Consider the following 24,437-nt stretch of genomic DNA (forward strand, 5'->3'; position numbering starts at 1 on the left):
GTCCTGGCGGTCGTGCGAGGTTCTGCGGTCAACCAGGACGGGGCGTCGAACGGCATGACGGCGCCGAACGGTCCGGCCCAGCAGCGTGTCATCCGGCAGGCACTTGCCTCGGCGGGGCTTTCCGCCTCCCAGGTCGACGTGGTCGAGGCGCACGGTACGGGCACGCGGCTGGGTGACCCGATCGAGGCGCAGGCGCTCATGGCGACCTACGGACAGGAGCGCGTGGACGGCAGGCCGCTGCTGCTCGGGTCGATCAAGTCGAACATCGGTCACACCCAGGCTGCGGCCGGCGTGGCCGGGATCATCAAGATGGTGATGGCGATGCGGCACGGGACGCTGCCGCGCACCCTGCACGTCGACAGCCCGTCCTCACAGGTGGACTGGTCGGCGGGAGCAGTCGAGCTGCTGACGGAGTCGGTCGGCTGGCCGGAGACGGAGGAGCCGTGGCGTGCGGGGGTGTCGTCGTTCGGGATCAGCGGCACCAACGCCCACACGATCATCGAACAGGCACCTCCTGCCCCGGCTGAGGCCGACGCCGTCGCCCCGCCGGTTGTGCCGTGGGTGCTGGCGGGCCGGACGGAACGGGCGCTGGTGGATCAGGCCGGGCTCCTGCGGTCGCACCTCCTGCGACGTCCGGGACTCGATGCGCTCGACGTGGCCTTCTCGCTCGCCACCGGCCGAGCGGCGTTCACCCACCGAGCGGTGGTCAGCGGTACGGACCGTGACGCGCTGTTGCGTGGCGTCACGGCCCTGGCCGAGGGCGGCACCGATCCGCAGGTGACCGTGGACGAAGAGGTTTCCGGACAAGTCGCGGTGTTGTTCTCGGGTCAGGGTGCGCAGCGGTCGGGTATGGGCCGTGAGCTGTACGAGGCGTATCCGGTGTTCGCCGATGCTTTCGATGCGGTGTGTGCGGAGCTGGACCGGCACTTGGACCAGCCGATCCGGGATCTGGTGTTCGAGGGTGGTGAACTGCTGGATCAGACGCAGTTCACCCAGGCCGGGCTGTTCGCTCTCGAAGTTGCGCTGTTCCGCCTGGTCTCTGCATGGGGCGTGAAGCCGGACTACCTGCTGGGTCATTCGATCGGCGAGCTGTCGGCCGCGCACGTCGCTGGGGTGTTGTCGCTGGAGGATGCGGCGAAGCTGGTGGCGGCGCGTGGTCGTCTGATGCAGGCGTTGCCGGCGGGTGGGGCGATGGTCTCGCTCCAGGCGACGGAGGACGAGGTCCTGCCGGTGCTGACGGACGGCGTGTCCATCGCAGCGCTCAACGGCCCTTCCGCGACCGTGGTTTCCGGTGACGAGGACGCCGTCCTCGCGCTCGCTGGGCACTTCGAGGCCGAAGGCCGTAAGACCAAGCGGCTGCGGGTCAGCCACGCGTTCCACTCGCCTCGCATGGACGCCATGCTCGACGAATTCCGTACGGTCGCGGAATCCCTGACCTTCCATCAGCCCGAGATCGGGATCGTCTCCAACGTCACCGGACGGACAGTCGGACCGGATGAACTGTGCGACCCCGAATACTGGGTCCGGCACGTCCGGCAGGCCGTCCGCTTCCTCGAAGGGATGCGAGGGCTGGAGGACCTGGGAGTCACGACCTTCCTGGAGCTGGGCCCCGACGGGGTGCTGAGCGCCATGGGCCAGGGCTGCGTCACCGAGGCGGCGGCGTTCATCCCCGCCCTGCGCAAGGACAGGGACGAGCCGGCGACCGTGGTCGCCTCGCTCGCCGGGCTGCACGCACGGGGAGCGACCGTCGACTGGCCGGCGTTCTTCGCCGGTACCGGCGCCCGGCGGGTCGAGCTTCCGACGTACGCCTTCCAGCGGCAGCAGTACTGGCCGCAGCCGGCTGAACGGGAAGCCGGTGGCGTCGTCGCCACCGGGACGTCCGCCCTGGACGAGCAGTTCTGGGCGGCGGTGGACCAGGAGGACCTGACCGGTCTGGTGGAGGGCTCCGGGTTCTCCGCCGATCAGCCACTCAGCACGGTGCTGCCGCTGCTGTCCTCGTGGCGTAGGCAGTCCCGTGAGCAGTCCACCGTCGACGCCTGGCGCTACCGGACCACCTGGATGCCCGCCGCGGCATCCGGTGGGGCGACGGCGTCCGGGGTCTGGCTGGTCGTGGCGGCGGAGGACCACCACAACCATCCCGTCGTCACCGGTCTGCGGGAGCACGGCGGGGACGTCGAACTCCTGACGGTCGCCAGTGGGGCGCGGCATCGTTCGGTGCCGGCCGAGGAACTGGCCGAGAAGCTGGCCGAGAGGCCGAACGGGCGCGGGGAGATCGCCGGCATCGTCTCCCTGATGGCGCTGACCCACGACCCGACCGAGGCGAACCTGAGTCTCGTGCAGGCCCTGGGTGTCGCCGAGGTCCCGGCGCCCCTGTGGTGTGTCACCCGAGCAGGGGTGAGCGTGAGCCGTACCGATGCCGCGCCTGACCCCGAGCAGTCGCGACTGTGGGGTCTGGGCCGGGTCGCCGGTCTCGAACAGCCGCATCGGTGGGGCGGGTTGATCGACGTACCCCCGTCGATGGACGAGCGGGCCGTGAGCCGGGTGATCGCCCTGCTCACGGGAAGTGGCACCGAGGACCAGGTCGCGGTGCGCTCCTCCGGGGCGTTCGTCCCGCGCCTCGAGCGGGTACCGGCCGGCACGTCAGGGGCCGAGTGGGCGCCCAGGGGCACGGTGCTGGTCACCGACGCCTCGACGCCTTTCGGCTCGCACGCCGCGCGCTGGCTGGCCGGGACCGAGGCCGACAAGGTTGTGCTGATGGTTCCGGAAGGCGCCGAACCGGCAACGGATGCCCTGGCAGCGCTCGAGGGGCGCGGTACCGTCGTGCACTGCGACGTGGCCGACCGCAAGGCCCTGGAGGCCCTGGTCCTCGAGCTCACCGACGAGGGCAGCCCGGTCCGTGCCGTGCTGCACACGGTCGGCGGCAACCAGCTCACCCCGCTCGACGCGCTCCGTATGGACGACGTCGACGGACGGCTGACGGCGAAGGTGGTGGGCGCGGCCCACCTCGACGAGATCTTCGCCGACACGGAACTGGACGCGTTCGTCCTGTTCTCCACCATCGCCGGAGTCTGGGGCGGTGGCGGCCAAGGGGCGTACGCCGCCGCAGGCGCGTACCTGGACGGTCTGGCGCAGAACCGCCGGGCGCGCGGCCTGGCCGCCACCTCGGTGGCCTGGGGGCCGTGGGCCGAAACGGCGACCGCGGGCCCCGAGGCCGCGGCGGCGGAGGAAAGGCTCCGCCTGCGGGGGCTGCCCGCGATGGCGCCTGAGCTGGCGCTCACCGTCCTGCGGCGCGCGGCCGGCGACAACGATCCGTTGCTCACTGTGGCCGACGTGGACTGGGCGCGGTTCGTGCCGTCGTTCACAGCCATGAGGCCGAGCGCGCTGCTGGCGGACCTGCCGGAAGCGGTGGAGGCGCTGGGCCGTGACGCTGCCGGCGAAGGCATCGACAAGGATGCCGCCGAGGAGCTGCGCCAGCGCCTCGCGGGGCTGTCCGAGGCGGACAGGGAGGCGGAACTGATACGCCTGGTGCGCACTCACGCCGCCGCCGTTCTGGGCTACGGAGGGATCGAGGAGGTCGGCCCCGGTCGGGTCTTCCGCGAACTCGGCTTCGACTCGCTTACGGCCGTGGAACTCCGCAACAGGCTGACGAGGGCCACAGGCCTGCGTCTGCCCGCAGGGCTGGCCTTCGATTATCCGAGCGCTGTCGCCGCCGCCGGCTTCCTGCGCACGGAGCTCCGGTTCGGCTCGGACACCACAGGGGCCTCCCTGCTGGCGGAGTTGGACAAGCTGGAGGCGGCAACGGAGACGAACGAACCCGACACCCTCACCAGGGCGAAGGTCGCCATGCGTCTCCAGGCGTTCCTGGCCAAGTGGTCCGAAGACGCGACTCCCGAGGCGGACCCGGCGAACGTGACCGACAAGCTCGAATCCGCCTCCGACGATGAGATATTCGACTTCATCAACAACGAACTGGGGCGCTCGAACTGACTGCCCCGTCCCCGGCGTGGCGGACGAACCGTCGCCACGCCGGGGACGCGCACCGGAGGCAGCGGCCCTCGGGGGTCACGGAACCCGAGAGCCACGGACCTCGGATGCAAGGACTTCAAGGGCCACAGTCCTCAAGGGCCACAGCCTTCAAGGGCCACAGTCCTGAAGGGGCAGAGATCTTGAGAAGCAGCGGATGCCAAGAGGGCGGATCTCAAGCACTGATGTCCCCTGATCCTTGACGGTTCGGGCCCACCGCAGCAGGCCGGGCAAGTGTGTTCGGGACGGGGATACCTCCCTCGAACGGATACGTCGGGGCGTTTCGGCGGGGGCGGCCGGCCTGAGGCCGGCCGCCCCCGCTCGTACGAGGCCGAGGGGCCGGGGCGTCGACTGCCGTGGTGTACCCGGCAGGGGTCCAGGGATGGGGGGAGCCCCGTTAGGGGGCCCCTGCTGATCTGTAGGGGTTGTGCGGTCAAGGGGGGTCGAATAACTTCGCATTGCGAGTTGATCTGCTGGAATGTCGACGGAATTGCCAGACGGTATCGATATTCATGGATCGTCACGCAAAGGCTATGGGTGCGGGGTTTGTCGCCTCGGGAAATTCGATTCCCGGGGGCGTCTCTATTCGTTGACAGCTGAAACGTCGTCCGACGTTCTGCCCCTTTATTGGTCCTCCATCGCTATTAGGTGCTGTCTGCTCAGGGTGGGATTGAATGGCGAACGAAGAGACGCTGCGGGAATACCTCAAGTGGGTCACCGCGGATCTGCACCAGGCCCGTCAGCGTCTTCAGGAGGTCGAAGCTGCTGACCCGGAGCCCGTCGCGATCGTCGGCATGAGCTGCCGGTACCCGGGCGGTGTGCGCAGCCCCGAGGACCTGTGGGAGCTGACCACCTCGGGCGTCGACGCCATATCCGCATTCCCTCTGGACCGGGGCTGGGAAAGCCTCGGCGAGGCCACGGACTCCGCAGGGCCCTCGTTCGCCATGGAAGGGGGGTTCCTTGACGACGTCGGTGGGTTCGACCCGGCGTTCTTCGGGATCTCGCCCCGCGAGGCGCTGGCGATGGACCCGCAGCAGCGGCTGCTCCTGGAGACCTCCTGGGAAGCCGTGGAGCGGGCCGGTATACCCCTGGAAACGCTCCGTGGCAGTCGTACCGGCGTGTTCGCGGGCACGACGGGCCAGGACTACTCGATGCTGCTCCAGCCGCCCCCGGAAGGAACCGGCGGCTATGTGCTGACCGGCACTTCGGCGAGCGTCGTCTCCGGACGCATCGCCTACACGCTCGGTCTGGAAGGGCCGGCCGTCACGGTCGACACGGCTTGTTCCACCTCCCTCGTGACCCTGCACCTCGCCGTGCAGGCCCTCCGCGCCGGCGAGTGCTCGCTGGCTCTGGCGGGGGGAGCGACCGTCATGTCGACCCCCAGTGCCTTCTACGGCTTCAGCGACCAGGGCGGACTCGCAGCCGACGGCCGCTGCAAGTCGTTCGCGTCCACGGCCGACGGCACCGCATGGTCCGAAGGTGTCGGCGTTCTGCTGCTGGAACGGCTCTCGGACGCCCGCCGCAACGGCCACGACGTACTGGCGGTCGTACGGGGCACCGCCGTCAATCAGGACGGTGCGTCCAACGGTCTGACCGCGCCCAACGGCCCCTCGCAGCAACGTGTCATCCTCCAGGCCCTCGCGGACGCCCGGCTGTCTGCCGAGGACATCGACGCTGTCGAGGCGCACGGGACCGGTACCCGGCTCGGTGACCCGATCGAGGCCGAGGCGCTCATGGCGACCTACGGCCAGGGCCGCTCCGCGGCTCGGCCCCTGCGCCTCGGAGCCCTGAAGTCGAACATCGGGCATTCGCAGGCCGCGGCCGGCGTGGCCGGTGTGATCAAGATGGTCATGGCGATGCGGCACGGGACGCTGCCGCGCACCCTGCACGTCGACACTCCTTCCGCACAGGTCGACTGGTCGGCGGGCGCCGTCGAGCTGCTGACCGAGCAGATGGAGTGGCCGGGCAGGGGAGAGCCCCGTAGGGCGGGCGTCTCGTCCTTCGGTATGAGCGGTACCAACGCGCATGTGATCGTTGAGCAGGCACCCGCCGACGAGGCTCCCCGGACTTCCTCCGAAGGCACCCCGCCCCTGGGCGGTGCCATGCCGTTCGTCCTGTCCGGGAAGTCGTCCGACGCGGTGGCTGAGCAGTCCGCGCGGTTGCTCGGTCTGCTCAGTCGTCAGCCCGACGTGGCCCTGCCGGACATGGCGTGGTCGCTGGCCACCGCGCGTACGAGGTTCACGCACAGGGCCGCCGTGGTGGCCTCGGAGCGTGACGAGTTGGCCGCAGGCCTGAACGCGTTGGCGGACGGGCGTGGGTCAGGTGTGGTGCGGGGTGTCGCGGCGGGTGTGACGCGTCCGGTGTTCGTGTTCCCTGGTCAGGGTTCGCAGTGGGTGGGTATGGCTGCGGGTCTGCTGGAGTCCTCGGATGTGTTCGCGGCGCGGTTGGCGGAGTGTGGTGCGGCGTTGGAGCCGTTCACCGACTGGTCGTTGCTGGGTGTGTTGCGTGGGGAGCCGGGTGCGCCTGGGTTGGACCGGGTTGATGTGGTGCAGCCGGTGTTGTGGGCGGTGATGGTGTCGCTGGCGGAGGTGTGGCGGGCGGCTGGTGTGGTGCCTGCGGCGGTGATGGGTCATTCGCAGGGTGAGATCGCTGCGGTGTGTGTGGCTGGTGGGCTGTCTCTGGAGGACGGTGCGCGGGTCGTGGCGTTGCGGAGCCGGGCGATCCTGGAGCTGTCGGGCCTGGGCGGCATGATGTCTGTCGCGGAGCCGGCCGGTCAGGTGGGCGAGCGGCTTGCCCGTTGGGAGGGGCGGCTCTCTGTCGCGGCGGTGAACGGCCCGTCCTCGGTGGTGGTCTCCGGTGACGGTGACGCGCTTGAGGAGCTGTTGCTGGAGTGCAAGGCCGACGGTGTGCGGGCCAAGCGCATCGATGTGGATTACGCGTCGCACAGTGCGCATGTGGAGCGTATCCATGGCCGGCTGCTGGAGGTGCTGGCGGATCTGTCCCCGCGTTCCTCGCAGGTGCCGTTGTACTCCACGGTGACCGGGGAACTTCTGGACACGGCGGGTATGGATGCCGAGTACTGGTACACCAATCTGCGCCGGACGGTTCTCCTGGAGGACACGACCCGGGTTCTGCTGGATGCAGGGCACAGTGTGTTCGTCGAGGTCAGCCCGCACCCTGTGCTGGCCGTCGGCCTGGAGGAGACCTTCGAGGCCGCCGACAGCGACGCGGTGGCGCTCGGGACGCTGCGCCGTGACGAGGACGAAGCCCGCCGCTTCACCACCTCCCTCGCAGAAGCACATGTGCACGGGGTCGCCCTCGACTGGAAGGCCCTGTTCGCCGGCTCGGGAGCTCAGCACGTCGACCTGCCGACGTACCCCTTCCAGCATCAGAAGTTCTGGCCCGAAGCGCAGACGGCCTCCGTCTCGTCCGGCGAAGGCGATCCGCTGGACGCCCGGTTCTGGGACGTCGTCGAACGCGGCGACGCGGAGGCTCTGGCGGCCGATCTGGAGCTGGACGGCGCCTCGCACTCAGCGCTGGGCACGGTGCTGCCGGCGCTGTCCTCCTGGCGGCGCCGGCAACGGGACGAGTCGACCGTGGATTCTTGGCGCTACCGGGTGACCTGGCAGCCGCTGACCGCCCTGCCGACCGCTTCCCTGTCCGGGACCTGGCTGCTCGTCGTACCTGAGTCCGATGCCGGCAACGAGACCGTGCACGAGACCGTGGGCGGACTGACACGCCACGGTGCCGATGTCTCGGTGTTCACCGTCCCGGCAGGAGCGGACCGTGAGTCGCTCGCCGCACAGCTGGCCGGCGTACCCGATCCGTCCGGGATCGTCTCCCTGCTGTCGATTCTCGCGGGGCCCGACCCGGAACACCCGGTGATCCCGGCGGGACTCGCCGCCGACGTCGAACTCGTCAAGGCACTCGGTGACGCGGGCAGGTCCGCCCCCCTGTGGTGCCTCACCCGAAGCGCGGTCTCCGTCGGCCGCTCCGACGGCACGGTCCACACAGGCCAGGCGATGCACTGGGGCTTCGGCCGAGTGGTCGCGCTGGAGCACCCCGACCGGTGGGGCGGTCTCATCGACCTGCCCGCAATCCTGGACGACCGCGCCTGGACCCGCGTCTGTGGCGTACTGACCGGCGGCGACGACGCCGAGGACCAGGTTGCGGTACGGGCGTCGGGCGCCTTCGGCCGCCGACTGCAACGCGGCCGTTCGGCTGCGGGCACGGCAGGGAAGAAGTGGACCCCGCAGGGCACCGTACTGATCACCGGTGGTACCGGCGGCCTCGGTTCGTTCATCGCCCGCAGGCTCATCGGTGAGGGCGCCGAGCACGTCGTACTCACCAGCCGCCGAGGTGCCGACGCTCCCGGCGCGCAGGACCTGAGGAAAGAACTGACGGCCCTGGGCGCCCGGGTGACACTTGCCGCGTGCGACGTCGCCGACCGTGACGCGCTCGCCGCGACGGTGCGTGCGCTGCGCGACGCGGGTGACCGGGTCACGGCCGTCGTGCACGCCGCGGGTGTCGGCCAGCTCAGCGTCATCACCGAGACGAGCCCCGCCGAATACGCCGCTGTGCTCGAAGCGAAGGTCCTCGGCGCGGCCCACCTGCACGAGGTCTTCGGCGACGAGCAGCTCGACGCGTTCATCCTGTTCTCCTCGATCTCCGGCGTCTGGGGCAGTGGTGGCCAGGGCGCTTACGGCGCGGCCAACGCCTACCTCGACGCCCTCGCCCAGCAGCGGAAGGCCGCCGGGCTGGCGGCCACCGCGATGTCGTGGGGTGCCTGGGGCGGCGGCGGTATGGCCAGGGGATCGGCGGAGGAGATCCTGAACAGGCGAGGTCTGCCGGCGATGGACCCGCAGCTGGCCATCGACGCGATGCAGGAAGCGGTGGGCTCCGGCGAGACGATGCTGACCGTGGCGGACGTGCGGTGGGAGCGGTTCGCGCCCACGTTCACCGTGACCCGGCCCAGCCCGCTCCTGGAGAACCTGCCGGAGGTACGCCGTGTGCTGGCGGAGGCGGCCGAGACCGAGGCTGCGGGAATGGGCGATCTCTCCGCGTTCCAGCAGCGTCTCGCCGAGCTGCCGGAGAACGAACGCCCTTCCTTCGTACTGGAGTTGGTGCGGGGCGAGGCCGCTTCCGTGCTCGGCTTCACCGACGCGGCGGCGGTGGACGCCAACCGCGCGTTCCGCGAGCTGGGCTTCGACTCGCTGACTGCCGTGGAGGTGCGCAACCGGCTCAACGGTGCCACCGGACTGCGGCTGCCCACCACCGTGGTCTTCGACTACCCGACTGCGGGCTCACTGGCCGGGCACCTCCTCGCCGAGTCCTCCGGCCAGGGCGACGAGTCGGTCACCGGCACCCCTGCCGTCACCGTCCTCGACGACGACCCCATCGTGATCGTCGGTATGGGCTGCCGCTTCCCCGGGGACGTCCGGACGCCGGAACAGCTCTGGGACCTCGCGGTCACCGGTACCGACGCGATCTCGGGCTTCCCCGTCGACCGGGGCTGGGGGCGTGGTGCCGACGACGGAAGCGCTCCGGCGTTCACGCCCGCCGGTGGTTTCCTCCACGGGGCCGGCGGGTTCGACGCCGACTTCTTCGGCATATCGCCGCGTGAGGCACTGGCCATGGACCCGCAGCAGCGGCTGCTGCTGGAGACGTCGTGGGAAGCGTTCGAACGCGCCGGTATCGCACCGGCGTCCGCGCGGGGAACCCGCACCGGTGTCTTCGTCGGCGCCTCCTCGCAGGGATACGCCAGCGACGTCCACCAGCCGCCGGAGGGCGTCGAGGGCTATCTGCTGACGGGGACCGCCACCGCGGTCCTCTCCGGCCGGATCGCGTACTCGCTCGGGCTGGAGGGCCCCGCCGTCACCATCGACACCGCGTGTTCGTCCTCCATGGTGGCCCTGCACCTCGCCGCGCAGTCCCTCGGCCAGGGCGAATGTTCGATGGCCCTGGTGGGCGGCGCCGCAGTGATGGCCACCCCGGCCGTGTTCGCCGAGTTCAGCAGGCAGGGCGGACTGTCCTCCAGCGGCCGCTGCAAGGCGTTCGCCGAGGCGGCGGACGGCACGGGCTGGGGCGAAGGCGTCGGCATCCTGCTGCTGGAGCGTCGGTCCGACGCCGAACGCAACGGCCACCGGATCCTGGCAGTCGTCAGGGGCAGTGCCATCAACCAGGACGGTGCGAGCAACGGCCTCAGCGCCCCCAACGGCCCCGCGCAACGACGCGTCATCCGGCAGGCACTCGCCAACGCCGGTCTGACAGCCGACCGGATCGACGCCGTGGAGGCTCACGGCACGGGCACGACACTCGGCGACCCCATAGAGGCGCAGGCCGTGCTGTCGACGTACGGACAGGACCGCCCGGCGGACCGGCCCCTGCTGCTCGGCTCCCTGAAGTCCAACATCGGCCACACCCAGGCCGCCGCCGGAGTCGCCGGGATCATCAAGATGGTGATGGCCCTGCGCCACGGGGTGCTGCCGCAGACGTTGCACGTCGACGAGCCGTCCACCCACGTCGACTGGTCCTCCGGTGCCGTGGAACTGCTGACAGAGCGGCGGGACTGGCCGGAGACCGGGCACCCCCGAAGGTGCGGCGTCTCGTCGTTCGGCGTCAGCGGTACGAACGCGCACGTCATCCTGGAGCAGGCACCGGAGCCGGCCGCCGCACCCCGCACGCCCGTCGTCGACGGACCGCTGCCTTGGACCGTGTCCGCACGCGACGAGGCTGCACTGAGTGCCCAGGCGGCACAGCTGCGCGACGCGATAATCGCCGACCCGGACCTCGACCTCCTGGACGTCGCGCACACGCTGGCGACCGCCCGTTCCGTGCACGAACGGCGTGCGGTGATCGTCGCCGACGACAGGGAGGCCTTCCTCGACGGACTCACCGCCCTCGCCGCCACCGGCACCGCCCCCGGACTCGTACGGGGGACGGAGACGCGCGGCAGGACAGCGGTGCTGTTCTCCGGCCAGGGGTCGCAGCGGTCCGGAATGGGACGCGCACTGTACGACACGTACCCCACGTTCGCGGATGCCTTCGACGCGGTCTGCGCGCAGCTGGACCGCCATCTCGACCTGCCCGTCCGCGATGTGGTGTTCGACGGCGGTGAACTGCTGGACCGGACGCTGTACACCCAGTCAGGACTGTTCGCGCTCGAAGTGGCGCTCTACCGGCTCATGTCCTCGTGGGGCGTCGAACCCGACTACCTGCTCGGACACTCGATCGGCGAGCTGTCCGCCGCCCACGTGGCGGGAGTGCTCTCGCTGGAGGACGCGGCGACGCTCGTCGCGGCACGGGGCCGGCTCATGGACGCGCTGCCCACAGGGGGCGCGATGGTCTCGCTCCAAGCGGCGGAGGACGAGGTCCTGCCGCTGCTCACCGACGGTGTCGCGATCGCCGCGCTCAACGGGCCCCGGTCGACGGTCGTCTCGGGCGACGAAGCCGGAGTACTGGAAATCGCCGAGCACTTCGAGGCCCAGGGCCGCAAGACGAAGCGCCTGCGCGTCAGCCACGCCTTCCACTCCCCGCACATGGACGCCGTGCTCGAGGAGTTCCGTACGGTCGCCGAAGGCCTCACGTTCCACGAACCCACCCTCGCGGTCGTCTCCGACGTGACCGGGACCGTGCTGAGCGCCGAAGAGATCACGGACCCCGAGTACTGGGTGCGCCACGTGAGGGGGACGGTCCGCTTCCTGGACGGCGTACGCACCCTCCAGGAACAGGGGGTGACGGCCTACCTGGAGCTGGGCCCCGACGGTGTGCTCTCCGCGATGGCCCAGGACTGCGCCACCGACGGGGACGCGGTCTTCGTACCGGCGCTGCGTGCCGACCGCCCCGAACCCCGGACCCTGCTGAACGCCCTCGCCGCACTCCACGTGCGCGGCGCGTCCGTCGACTGGCCGCGGTACTTCGCAGGCAGCGACGCCCGGAACATCGCTCTGCCCACCTACGCCTTCCAGCACCGCAACTACTGGCTCCGCGGCGACGGCGCGGCAGGGGACGTACGATCGGCAGGCCTCGACCCCGCCGACCACCCCCTGCTGGGTGCGGCGGTACAGATCGGTCACAGCGACGCCTACCTGTTCACCGGCCGTCTCGCGCTGGACAGCCAACCCTGGCTCGCCGACCACACCGTCCTGGGCACCGTGCTGGTGCCGGGCACCGCTTTCGTCGAGCTGGCAGTCAAGGCCGGCGACGAAGTCGGCTGCGGCCACGTCGACGAACTCGTCATCGAGGCCCCGCTCGTCCTGCCCGACGAGGGAGCCGTCGCCCTCCAGCTGTGGGTGGGACCGGCCGACGCGTCCGGCCGCCGGACGCTGGAGATCCACTCGCGTGGACTCGGCGGCCCCGAAGCCGCGTGGACGCGCCACGCCAGCGGCTCCCTGTCGGCTGCCGAGAACCGCGACCTGCCGGCCGACCTCGCCGTCTGGCCCCCCGAAGGCGCCGTCGCCGTACCGGTCGACGGTCTCTACGACCACCTCACTTCGATCGGGTACGCCTACGGCCCGGTCTTCCAAGGCCTGCGCTCCGCGTGGCGGCACGGCGAAGAGGTCTTCGCCGAGGTGGCACTGCCCGAGGCGACGGAGCCCGGGGCCGGCCGGTTCGGCCTGCACCCGGCCCTCCTCGACTCGGCCCTGCACGCCATGGGGCTCAGCACCTCGCACGACTCCACCGACGACGACAGCGTGGGCCGCAACCGCCTCCCGTTCGCCTGGAACGACGTGACGCTGTACGCGGCCGGCGCCGATGCCCTGCGCGTGCGGATCACCCCCAAGGACACCGACGGCGTCTCGCTGACCCTCGCCGGACCGTCCGGCGAACCGGTCGCCACGATCGAGTCCCTGGTCCTGCGCACCGTCACGACCGCACAGCTCGACGGGGCACGGCGGGCCACGCACCACGACTCGCTGTTCCACCTCGGCTGGACGGCCGCGCCCCTCTCCCTGGAGCTCCCGGACGCCCGTTGGGCGGTGCTCGGGGCGGACCACCTCGGGCTCGCCGAGGCGGGGGTCGGCATCGACGTCTTCCCTGGGACGGACGACCTCGCAGCCGCGCCCCTGCCGCCGGCCGTGCTGTTGTCCCTCGCGCCGCGGACGGCGGCCGAACCGACCGTGCAGCGCACCCACGACCGTACGGCGGAGGTCCTGGCCACCGTCCGGAACTGGCTGGGTGACGAGCGGTTCACCGACGTCCTGATGGTCGTCGCGACACGTGGAGCGGTCTCCCTCGACGGCGAGGACGTAACGGATCTCGCACAGACCGCGGTCTGGGGCATGCTGCGCTCCGTACAGTCGGAGGCACCCGGCAGGTTCGTCCTGGCCGACCTCGACGACACCGCCCTGTCGGCCCGCAACCTCGCCACCGCCGTGGCCACCGGTGAGCCCCAACTGGCCCTGAGGAACGGGCAGGTCCACACTCCAGGTCTGAACAGGGTGGAGGCCACCGAGCCCACCGGAACCGGCGACGTCGACCCGGACGGAACGGTCCTGGTCACCGGAGCCGGCGGAGTGCTGGGCGGCCTCGTGGCGCGCCGTCTCGCCGAGCGCGGTGCGCGGCACATGCTGCTGGTCGGCCGCCGTGGCGCGGCCGCGCCGGGCGCCGGGGAACTGGCCGCGGAGCTCACGGAAGCGGGCGTGAACGTCACCTTCGCGGCCTGCGACACCGCCGACCGGGAGGCCCTGGCGGGCGTCCTCGGCGGCATCCCCGCAGCGCACCCCCTGACCTCGGTCGTCCATGCCGCCGGAGTGGTGGACGACGGGGTCGTGGCGTCCCTGACCCCGCAGCGGCTCGCGGCCGTACTGCGGCCCAAGGTGGACGCCGCCTGGAACCTGCACGAGTTGACCGAGGCGTCGGACCTCGCGGAATTCATCCTCTTCTCCTCCGCCGCCGGTACCTTCGGCGGCCCTGGACAGGCCAACTACGCCGCTGCGAACGCCTTCCTGGACGGCCTCGCCCAGCACCGGCACGCGCGCGGCCTGCCGGCGACGGCCCTGGCCTGGGGGCCGTGGGCCGAGAGCGGCATGGCCGGCCGGATGGACGCCGCCGACATCGCCCGCATGGCCCGGTCAGGACTCGTACCACTGTCGCAGGAACAGGGCATCGCCCTGTTCGACCTCGCCCGCACGACCGGCCGGCCGACCCTCATGCCGGCCAGGCTGAGCAGCGACACCGCGCAGATCCGAGCCGACGCGATGCCTCCGCTGCTGCGCGGTCTGATCCGCCTGCCCGCCAGGCCGACGGCGGAGAAGAGCGGCCGGACGGCCGAATCCGCCACCGCGCTCAAGGAGCGCCTCAGCGCGGCGGGAGGAGCGGAACGCACCGGCATCCTGCTCGACATGCTGCGCACCGCGATGGCCGACGTACTGGGCCACAGTTCCGCCGCGGCCATCGTCGTCACCCGGGGCTTCCTCGAGATCGGCTTCGACTCGCTCACGGCTGTGGAGCTGCGCAACCGGCTCAACACCACCACCGGGCTGCGGCTGCCGTCGACGCTCGTCTTCGACCACCCGTCCCCCGAGTCGCTCGCCCTGTACCTGCGGGACGAACTCGTCGGCGACGGCGCGGTGTCGGCCCTCTCGCTCCTCGCCGAGCTGGACCGGCTGGAAGCCACGCTCGCGGGCGTTCCGTCCGACGACGCCGACCGGGTCAGGGTGACCGAACGGCTGCGCGGACTGATGGCCGGCTGGCACGACGACGCCTCCGAGGGGCCCGACACGGGCCGGAGCCTCGAGGAGGCCACGGCCGACGAGCTCTTCGACCTCCTCGACGACGAGCTCGAATCCTCCTGACAGACCCGGCCCGGCCCGCACCTTCCTGACTGAATCCAGGCCGGCCCCGCACGTTCCTGATCGAAGTCCGACCCGCCCCGCACCTTCCTGATCGACCTCTGCAAGGAGTGACACCCCATGGCGAACGAGGAGAAGTTCCTCGACTACCTCAAGCGGGCCACGGCGGACCTGCGCGAGACTCGCCGTCGGCTGCGGGACATGGAGGACCGGGAGCGGGAGCCCATCGCGATCGTGGGCATGGGCTGCCGTTACCCGGGCGGGGTGACGAGCCCCGAGAAGCTGTGGGACCTCGTCGCCTCGGGCGGGGACGGCATATCACCGTTCCCCACCAACCGGGGCTGGGACATCGAGGGAGTGTTCGACACCGACCCGAACCGTTCGGGTACCTCCTATGTCCGCCAGGGCGGATTCCTGCACGAGGCGGGGGAGTTCGACCCCGGCTTCTTCGGCATCTCGCCCCGCGAGGCGCTGGCGATGGACCCGCAGCAGCGCGTGCTCCTCGAAGTCACGTGGGAGGCGTGCGAACGCGCGGGGATCGCCCCCACGTCGCTGAAGGGCAGCAGGACGGGCGTGTTCGCCGGTCTGATGTACCACGACTACATCAGCACGCTGCACACCCTGCCCGACGGTGTGGAGGGATACCTGGGCACGGGCAACTCGGGCAGTGTCCTGTCCGGCCGGGTGTCGTACACACTCGGCCTGGAAGGGCCCGCGGTCACCGTCGACACGGCGTGCTCCTCCTCCCTGGTAGCCCTGCACCTCGCGGTGCAGGCGCTGCGGTCGGGCGAGTGCACCATGGCCCTGGCCGGTGGGGTGAGCGTCATGGCGACCCCCGGCACGTTCGTGGACTTCTCACGCCAGCGCGGTCTCTCCTTCGACGGCCGCTGCAAGTCCTTCGCAGCGAGCGCGGACGGCACCGGCTGGGCCGAGGGCGCCGGAGTCCTCGTGGTGGAGCGCCTGTCCGACGCGCTCCGGCTGGGACACGACGTACTGGCCGTCGTCCGCGGCTCCGCCGTGAACCAGGACGGCGCCAGCAGCGGCATGACGGCCCCCAACGGCCCGTCGCAGCAGCGCGTCATCCGACAGGCGCTGGCCAACGCACGGCTGGCACCGGAGCGGATCGACGCCGTCGAGGCACACGGTACGGGCACGACGCTGGGTGACCCGATCGAGGCGCAGGCGCTCCTGGCGACGTACGGGCAGGACCGGCCGGACGGACGGCCGCTGTGGCTGGGTTCGCTGAAGTCGAACATCGGTCACACACAAGCGGCGGCCGGTGTTGCCGGGATCATCAAGATGGTGATGGCGATGCGGCACGGTGTGCTGCCTCAGACGTTGCACGTGGACGAGCCGACGCCTCAGGTGGACTGGGAGTCCGGGGACGTCCAGCTGCTGACCGAGCAGCGGGAATGGCCCGAGACGGGCGAACCGCGCCGGGTGGGAGTGTCCTCGTTCGGTGTGAGCGGCACCAACGCGCACATCATCATCGAGGAACCGCCCGTGGTGACCGCCGAGAGCGGAGACACACCGGCACACGAACCTCCGGTCGTGCCCTGGCTGCTCTCCGCCGCGGTCGGCCCCGGTGCACTCGAGGCGCAGGCGAGCGCTCTGGCCGACCACGTGGAGGCGGCGGGCGCACACGCGTCCGGGGCGCTGGACGTCGGCTTCTCCCTGGCCACCGGCCGGGCGGCCCTGGCCCAGCGCGCCGTGGTGCTCGCCGACGGCCGCGACGGACTGCTCGACGGCCTGCACGCGCTGACCGCCGGACGGCCGTCCGCCGGTGTGGTGCGGGGCTCGACGGTGGACGGCCGGCTGGCGGTCCTCTTCCCGGGCCAGGGATCGCAGTGGCCGGGCATGGGACGCGAGCTGTACGAGGCGTACCCGGCGTTCAGGGACGCCTTCGACGCCGTGTGCGCGGAGATGGACACCCACCTCGGCCTGCCGCTCCGCGATGTCGTGTTCGGCGAGGGCGACCTGCTGGACCAGACCCGCTACACACAGCCCGGAGTCTTCGCCGTCGAGGTCGCGCTCTTCCGGCTGGTCTCGTCATGGGGCGTCACTCCCGACTTCCTGATGGGGCACTCCTTCGGTGAAGTGGCCGCCGCCCACGTGGCGGGCGTGCTCTCACTCAAGGACGCGTCGACACTGGTCGCCGCCCGGGGCCGTCTGACGCAGGCCATGCGGGCAGACGGTGCCATGGTGGCCGTCGAGGCGAGCGAGGACGAGGTCCTCCCACTGCTGACCGACGGTGTGTCCGTCGCCGCGCTCAACGGACACTCGTCGACGGTGGTTTCGGGTGACGAGGACGCCGCACTCGCGATCGCCGCCCACTTCGAGGCGGAAGGACGCAGGACCAAGCGGCTGCGGGTCAGCCACGCGTTCCACTCCCCGCACACGGAAGAGGTGCTCGACGAGTACCGCGCGGTCGCCGCGGGGCTGACCTTCCATCCGGCCGGGATCCCCATCGTCTCCACCGTCACCGGCCGGCTCGCCGAGCCCGGTGAGCTGGGCGACCCGGAGTACTGGACGCGTCATCTCCGCCACGCCGTCCGCTTCCACGAGGGGATGCTGAGCCTTCAGGGACAGGGCGTCGCCACGTTCCTCGAGATCGGCCCCGGCGGCATACTGTCCGGCATCGCGCGGCAGAACCTGAACGGCGAGGGACACGCCTACGTGCCCGCCCTGCGCCGGAACCGGAACGAGCCGCAGTCACTGCTTCAGGCACTGGCGGAACTGCACGTACGCGGTTCCCACGTCGACTGGGCCTCCTGCTTCGAGGGCACCACCCCGCACCGGGTCGACCTTCCGACGTACGTCTTCCAGCACCAGGAGTTCTGGCCACAGCCCCAGCAACACCCGCTGGGCGGCCCCGACCCGCTGGCGCCGCAGGACCCGGCTCAGGCCCGCTTCTGGGAGGCCGTCGACGGCGGCGACCCGCAGGCCCTGGCCGAGGCACTCGGCGTCGAGGACGACATGCTGTCCTCGCTCACCGACCTGGTTCCCGTCCTGACGTCGTGGCGGCGGCGCCACCGTGACGAGTCGACGGTCGACTCCTGGCGCTACCGCGTCACCTGGAAGCCGCTGACGGTCGCCTCCACCGCCGGTCCGTCCGGCACCTGGCTGCTCGCGGCCCCCGTGGACCTGGCCGGGGACGAGGCGGTGACCGCTGTCGAGCGCGAGCTGGCAGCAGGCGGCGCCGACGTCGTACGGCTCCTCGTCAGCACGGACGGGAACGACCGGGCGACGGTCGCAGGCGCACTGAACGACGCCCTCGCCGAGAACGGTCCGCTCACCGGTGTCGTATCGCTGCTCGCGCTGGACGAGGAGGCGGACCTCCGCAACCCTGTGCTGCCCGGCGGGCTCTGTGCCCTGCTGGCGCTGATCCAGGCCCTCATGGACCTGGAGGAGGACATACCGCTGTGGTGCGTGACGCGCGGTGCGGTGTCCATCGGGCGGTCCGAGGCCCCCGCGGGTGCCGTTCAGTCACTGACCTGGGGCCTGGGCCGGGTGCTCGGTCTGGAGCGCGCCGAGCGCTGGGGTGGCCTCATCGACCTCCCGGCGGACCCGGACACCCTCGACTCCCGGCCGTGGGCGCGAATGCGCGCCGTGCTGGCCGGGCCCGTCGGAGAGGACCAGGTCGCCCTGCGGCAGGGCGGAGTCTTCGGACGCCGGCTCGTCCGTGCCCAGGCACCCGCCGCCTCCACGCCGTGGAGCCCGCGTGGCACCGCTCTCGTCACCGGCGGGACGGGGGCGCTGGGAGCGCACGTCGCCCGGGACCTGGCCCGCCGAGGCGTCGAGCACCTAGTACTCACCGGTCGCCGAGGACCCGCCGCCGAGGGCGCTCTCGCGCTGCACGACGAACTCGTCTCGCTGGGCGCCCGTGTGACGATCGCATCCTGTGACGTCAGCGACCGTGACGCACTCGCCGCGCTCGTGGACCAGGTCCAGGAAGCCGACGGCCGGCCAATCGGGACGGTCGTCCACGCCGCAGGAACGACCGTGATGGCCGGGCTCGCCGAATCCGATCCCACGGACGTCGCGGAAGCCCTCGCCGCCAAGGTGGCCGGCGCCGCGAACCTCGACAGCCTCTTCGGGACGGAATCGGGCGGGACCCTCGACGCGTTCATCCTGTTCGCCTCGGGCGCCGGAGTATGGGGCGCCGCCGGACAGGGCGCCTATGCGGCGGGCAACGCCTACCTGGACGGCCTGGCGGAGCACCGCCGCAGCCGAGGGCTCCCCGCCACATCGGTCTCCTGGGGCGGCTGGTCCGGTGGCGGCATGGCCGACAGCGCAGCCCAGGACATGCTCGCCCGCCGCGGGCTCTCGGGCATGGACCCGCGACTGGCCGTCGGAGCGCTCGTACGCGCCGTCGAGGCGGGAGAGACGTGCCTGACCGTCGCGGACATCGACTGGTCCCTGTTCGCGCCCGCGTTCACGCTGGCGCGCCCCAGGCCGCTGATCGGTGACATCCCGGAAGTGGCCGAAGCTCTGCGGGACAACGCGTCCGAGGAAGGCGACCTCCGGACAGGGGCCTCCGAGGTGCTCCGCGCCCGGCTGGCCGGACTCTCCGCGACCGAGAGCATCCGTGAACTGCTCGACCTCGTGAGGGCCGAGGCCGCAGCCGTACTCGGCCACCCGTCGGCCGAGGCCGTCCCCGCCGACAGGGCCTTCCGCGATCTTGGTTTCGATTCCCTGACCGCTGTCGAGCTGCGTAACCGACTCGACAAGGCGACCGGGCTGGATCTGCCCGCAACCCTCGTCTTCGACCACCCGACGCCCGACCACATCGCCACGGGCCTGCTGGCGCCACTGCTCGGCGGCCAGGATGCCGAGACCGTCGGATCTGATTCCGCCGTTCTCCGCACCGACGACGACCCGATTGCGATCGTCGGCATGAGCTGCCGCTACCCCGGCGGCGTCCGGTCCCCGGAGGACCTGTGGGACCTGGTCGCCGCCGGCCGCGACGCCATCGCGGAGTTCCCGGCGGACCGGGGCTGGGATCTCGGCCGGCTGTACAGCCAGGACCGGGGCCGCCCCGGTACCACTTACTGGGACGAAGGCGGCTTCGTCCACGACGCGGGCAACTTCGACGCCGGCTTCTTCGGGATCTCGCCCCGTGAGGCGCTGGGGATGGACCCCCAGCAACGGCTGCTGCTCGAAACCTCGTGGGAGACCTTCGAGCGGGCCGGTATCAGCCCGGCCACGGTGCGGGGCACCCGCACCAGCGTGTTCACGGGGACCAACGGCCAGGACTACGCCACGGTTCTGCTCGGCTCCCCCGACGCCGGAACGGCCTCGCTGGCCACCAGCAACGCCGCGAGTGTCGTCTCGGGCCGGCTCTCGTACACCTTCGGCCTGGAAGGGCCGGCGGTGACCGTCGACACCGCATGCTCGTCCTCGCTCGTAGCGCTGCACCTGGCGGTCCAGGCGCTGCGGGCGGGGGAGTGCTCGCTGGCCCTGGCCGGTGGGGTGACGGTCATGTCGACACCGGCGGCGTTCGTGGAGTTCAGCAGGCAGGGAGCGCTGGCCTCGGACGGCCGCTGCAAGTCGTTCGCCGACGCGGCGGACGGGACGGGCTGGGGCGAGGGCGTAGGAATGCTGCTCCTGGAGCGGCTGTCTGACGCGCGGCGGAACGGACACCAGGTGCTGGCCGTCCTCCGTGGTTCCGCCGTCAACCAGGACGGTGCGTCCAACGGCCTGACGGCACCGAACGGCCCGGCCCAGCAGCGCGTCATCCTCCAGGCACTCGCTTCGGCAGGTCTGGAACCGTCGCAGGTGGACGCGGTCGACGGACACGGTACGGGTACGACGCTGGGTGACCCGATCGAGGCGCAGGCGCTGCTGGCGACCTATGGGCAGGGTCGGCCGGAGGACAGGCCGCTGCTGCTGGGGTCGATCAAGTCGAACATCGGTCACACACAGGCTTCCGCGGGTGTGGCCGGTGTGATCAAGATGGTGATGGCGATGCGGCACGGAGTGCTGCCCCGGACGCTGCACGTCGACGAACCGTCCACACACGTCGACTGGTCCGCAGGAGCGGTCGAGCTCCTGCGGGACCGGACCGACTGGCCTGAGACGGGTGAGCCACGGCGGGCCGCCGTGTCGTCCTTCGGTGTCAGCGGCACGAATGCGCACGTGATCCTGGAGCAGGCCCCGGAGGCCGAGCCCGCGGAATCCTCGGTGGATGTCTCGGTGCCGGTGGTGCCGTGGGTGGTCTCGGCGAAGACGGCCGAGGCGCTCGACGCGCAGCTGGAGCGGGTCTCGGGGTCCGCCGGGGACCGGAATCCGGTGGATGTCGGGTTCTCGTTGGCGACGACGCGTGCGGTGCTGGAACACCGAGCGGTGGTCGTCGGTGACCGGACGGTCCGGGGAGCAGCGGCTCCTGGTCGGACCGGTGTGTTGTTCTCGGGTCAGGGTGCGCAGCGGTCGGGTATGGGCCGTGAGCTGTACGAGTCTTACCCGGTGTTCGCGGATGCGTTTGATGCGGTGTGTGCGGAGCTGGACCGGCATCTGGACCGTCCGGTCCGGGGTGTGGTGTTCGGTGGTGGTGAGCTGCTGGGTCAGACGCAGTTCACGCAGGCGGGGCTGTTCGCTCTCGAAGTTGCGTTGTTCCGGCTGGTCTCTGCGTGGGGTGTGAAGCCGGATTACCTGCTGGGTCATTCGATCGGTGAGCTGTCGGCTGCACATGTCGCCGGGGTGTTGTCGCTTGAGGATGCGGCGAAGCTGGTGGCGGCGCGTGGTCGTCTGATGCAGGCGTTGCCGGCGGGTGGGGCGATGGTCTCGCTCCAGGCGACGGAGGCGGAAGTCCTGCCGGTGCTGACGGACGGCGTGTCCATCGCAGCGCTCAACGGGCCTTCCGCGACCGTGGTTTCCGGTGATGAGGACGCCGTTCTCGCGATCGCTGCTCATTTCGAGGCGAAGGGTCGTAAGACCAAGCGGCTTCGGGTGAGTCACGCGTTCCACTCGCCTCGCATGGACGCGATGCTGGACGACTTCCGGACAGTCGCGGAATCCCTGACCTTCCACCGGCCTGAGATCGGGATCGTCTCGAACGTCACCGGTCAGGTGGTGTCGGCGGACGAGATCTGCACTTCCGAGTACTGGGTGCGTCATGTCCGTCAGGCGGTTCGTTTCGTGGACGGGATGCGTGCGCTCCAGGAGCAGGGTGTGACCGTGTTCCTGGAGCTGGGTCCGGACGGTGTGCTGTCCGCGATGGGCCAGGACTGCGTCGAGGACTCCGCGTTCTTCCCAGTCCTTCGCAAGGACCGCGACGAGGCCCGGACGCTCGTGACCGCGCTCGCCGAGCTCCACGTACGGGGAACGGCGGTGGACTGGGCGGCGTACTTCGCCGGCACCGGCGCCCGCCGCGTCGACCTGCCGACCTACGCCTTCCAGCACGAGCACTACTGGCCGAGCGCACCGCTCGTCCCGGCCGGTGGACCTGCCGACGGGCGCAGCCCGATCGATGCCGAGTTCTGGGACGTCGTCGCACGTGGTGACATCGATACCCTGGCCAGGACGCTCGATGTCGGCGAGACCGGTACGCCTTCCCTCGCGAGCATGCTGCCCGCACTGTCCCAGTGGCACCGCAACCGCAGCGAAAGCCTGGAAGTCGGTTCCTGGCGATACCGTGTCAGCTGGGCCCCCGTCGACGACGCGACCGATCCGGTGCTCACCGGCGTATGGGTGCTCGCGGTTCCCGTGGGAGGCATCGACGAGTCTCTTGTCGAGGACTGTGCGGCGTCCCTGCGCGACCACGGGGCGAGCGTCGTGGTGCTGCCGGTGGACGGCGGTGCGCACGACGTCACCACGATCGGCGACCGGCTGCGGGAGACCGTCGACGGCCACGGAAGCCTGTCCGGCGTGCTGTCGCTGCTGTCCTTCGACGAGCGCCCCCATCCTGTACACAACGTGCTGCCGTCCGGCTCGTTCGGCGTCCTGGCCCTTCTGCGGGCGATGACCTGGCTGGAGCTGGAGTCGCCGCTCTGGTGCGCCACCCGGACCGCTGTGTCCGTCCGGCGGTCCGACGTCCTCGCCCGGCCGGTTCAGGCACAGACCTGGGGCCTGGGGCGAGTCGCCTCGTTGGAACACCCCAAGGTGTGGGGTGGCCTCGTCGACCTGCCGGAGGAGGTGGACGCCCGCGCGCTGAAGCGGCTGGTGGCCGCCCTCGCTGGCACGGACGGCGAGGACCAGCTGGCGGTGCGTGGCACGGGGGTGTTCACCCGACGGGTGTTGCCCGCGACTCCGGACGGTTCGTCGCCGGCGCGATCCTGGAAGCCGTCCGGCACGGCACTCGTCACGGGTGGGACCGGGGCCCTGGGCGGGCATGTCGCGCGCTGGCTGGCTGCGGACGGAGCCGAGCACGTCGTCCTCACGAGCCGTAGCGGTGACAAGGCTTCAGGAGTCACCGAGCTGGTGGCAGAGCTGGAGGAGCTGGGCAGCAGGGTCACCGTCGCCGCGTGTGATGTGACCGACCGGGCCGCCGTGGCCGGTCTGCTGGAGCGGCTCTCGGCGGCCGGGGACAAGGTGCGTACGGTCGTGCACGCGGCAGGAGTCGGCAAGCTGGCCCCGCTGGCGGTGACGGACGACGACATGTTCGCGGACATCGCTGCCGCCAAGGTCACCGGAGCCCGGTACCTCGACGAGCTGATCGATCGCGACGACCTCGACGCGGTCATCTACTTCTCATCGGTTTCGGCCGTCTGGGGTGTCGGAGACCACGGGGCCTACGCGGCGGCCAACGCCTACGCGGACGCACTCGCCGAACAACGGCGTGCCGAGGGCGTACCCGCCCTGTCCGTGGCCTGGGGGCCGTGGGCCGGTGGCGGAATGGTGAGCGAGGAGGCCAAGGTCCTCCTCGACCGGCAGGGCGTACGTCTCATCCAGCCCGCGTCGGGCATCGCCGCCCTCCGGCAGGCACTCGACCAGGACGACACCACCGTCGTGATCGCCGACGTCGACTGGGAACGCTTCGCGCCGATCTTCACCATGGCGCGGCCCCGCCCCCTGATCGCCGGCATCCCGCAGGTGGCGGCAGCCATCGGGAACGCGGCGGCGGAATCGGCCGGTGAGCGGGAGACCGCCCCGGCCCTGAGGGCGGAGCTGATCGTGCTGTCCGAGGCCGACCGGGCCCAGCTCCTGCTGGACCTGGTGCGCGGACATGCGGCGACAGTGCTCGGACACGCGACGCCCAAGAGCGTCGAAGCGGGGCGGGCCTTCAGGGAACTCGGCTTCGATTCGCTCACCGCGGTCGAACTGCGCAACCGGCTCAACGCCGCGACGGGGCTTCGCCTTCCGGCGACATCCGTCTTCGACCACCCGACCCCGACCGCGCTCGCGAGCCATCTGCAGGCGGAAATCCTGCAGGACGCGGAAGGCGACCTGCCTGCCGGCGAGGAACTCGACCGTCTGGAACAGGTCCTGGCCGTCCGCGCGCACGACGACCTCGGCCGGATGCGAGTGGTCCTGCGCCTGGAATCCCTGTTGTCCAAGCTCAACGAGGCGAACGGGCAGGCCGGCCGGGACAGCAGCGCGGAGCGCTACGAGTCCGCGACGAACGAGGAGTTGTTCGACCTGATCGACAACGACCTCGGGATCTCTTGACGTGGCAAGCATGAA

The 24,437-nt window shown here is 71.1% G+C and carries 2 protein-coding genes and 2 pseudogenes (1 of these 4 cut by a window edge); all 4 read left to right on the top strand.

Annotated elements, in window-relative coordinates:
- Nucleotides 1–3,987, top strand: partial view of a type I polyketide synthase gene (locus tag HED23_RS14585; RefSeq protein ID WP_203187481.1) — the end only. Its footprint begins 25,542 nt before the window's first position; 3,987 of the gene's 29,529 nt are visible here — the last part of the coding sequence; its start codon lies beyond the left edge, outside the window; the stop codon is at nucleotides 3,985–3,987.
- A 749-nt stretch (nucleotides 3,988–4,736) separates the two neighbouring features.
- Nucleotides 4,737–14,819 (top strand): annotated as a pseudogene (locus HED23_RS14590) (type I polyketide synthase); the annotation flags it as partial.
- A gap of 117 nt (nucleotides 14,820–14,936) precedes the next feature.
- A pseudogene (locus HED23_RS36050) lies at nucleotides 14,937–14,987 on the top strand (polyketide synthase docking domain-containing protein); the annotation flags it as partial.
- Complete coding sequence (locus tag HED23_RS14595) at nucleotides 14,988–24,422, top strand: type I polyketide synthase (protein ID WP_420803076.1); 9,435 nt, start codon at nucleotides 14,988–14,990, stop codon at nucleotides 24,420–24,422.
- Nucleotides 24,423–24,437 lie beyond the last annotated feature (15 nt).

The organism is Streptomyces pratensis, assembly GCF_016804005.1.
GTDB classification, from domain to species: domain Bacteria; phylum Actinomycetota; class Actinomycetes; order Streptomycetales; family Streptomycetaceae; genus Streptomyces; species Streptomyces pratensis_A.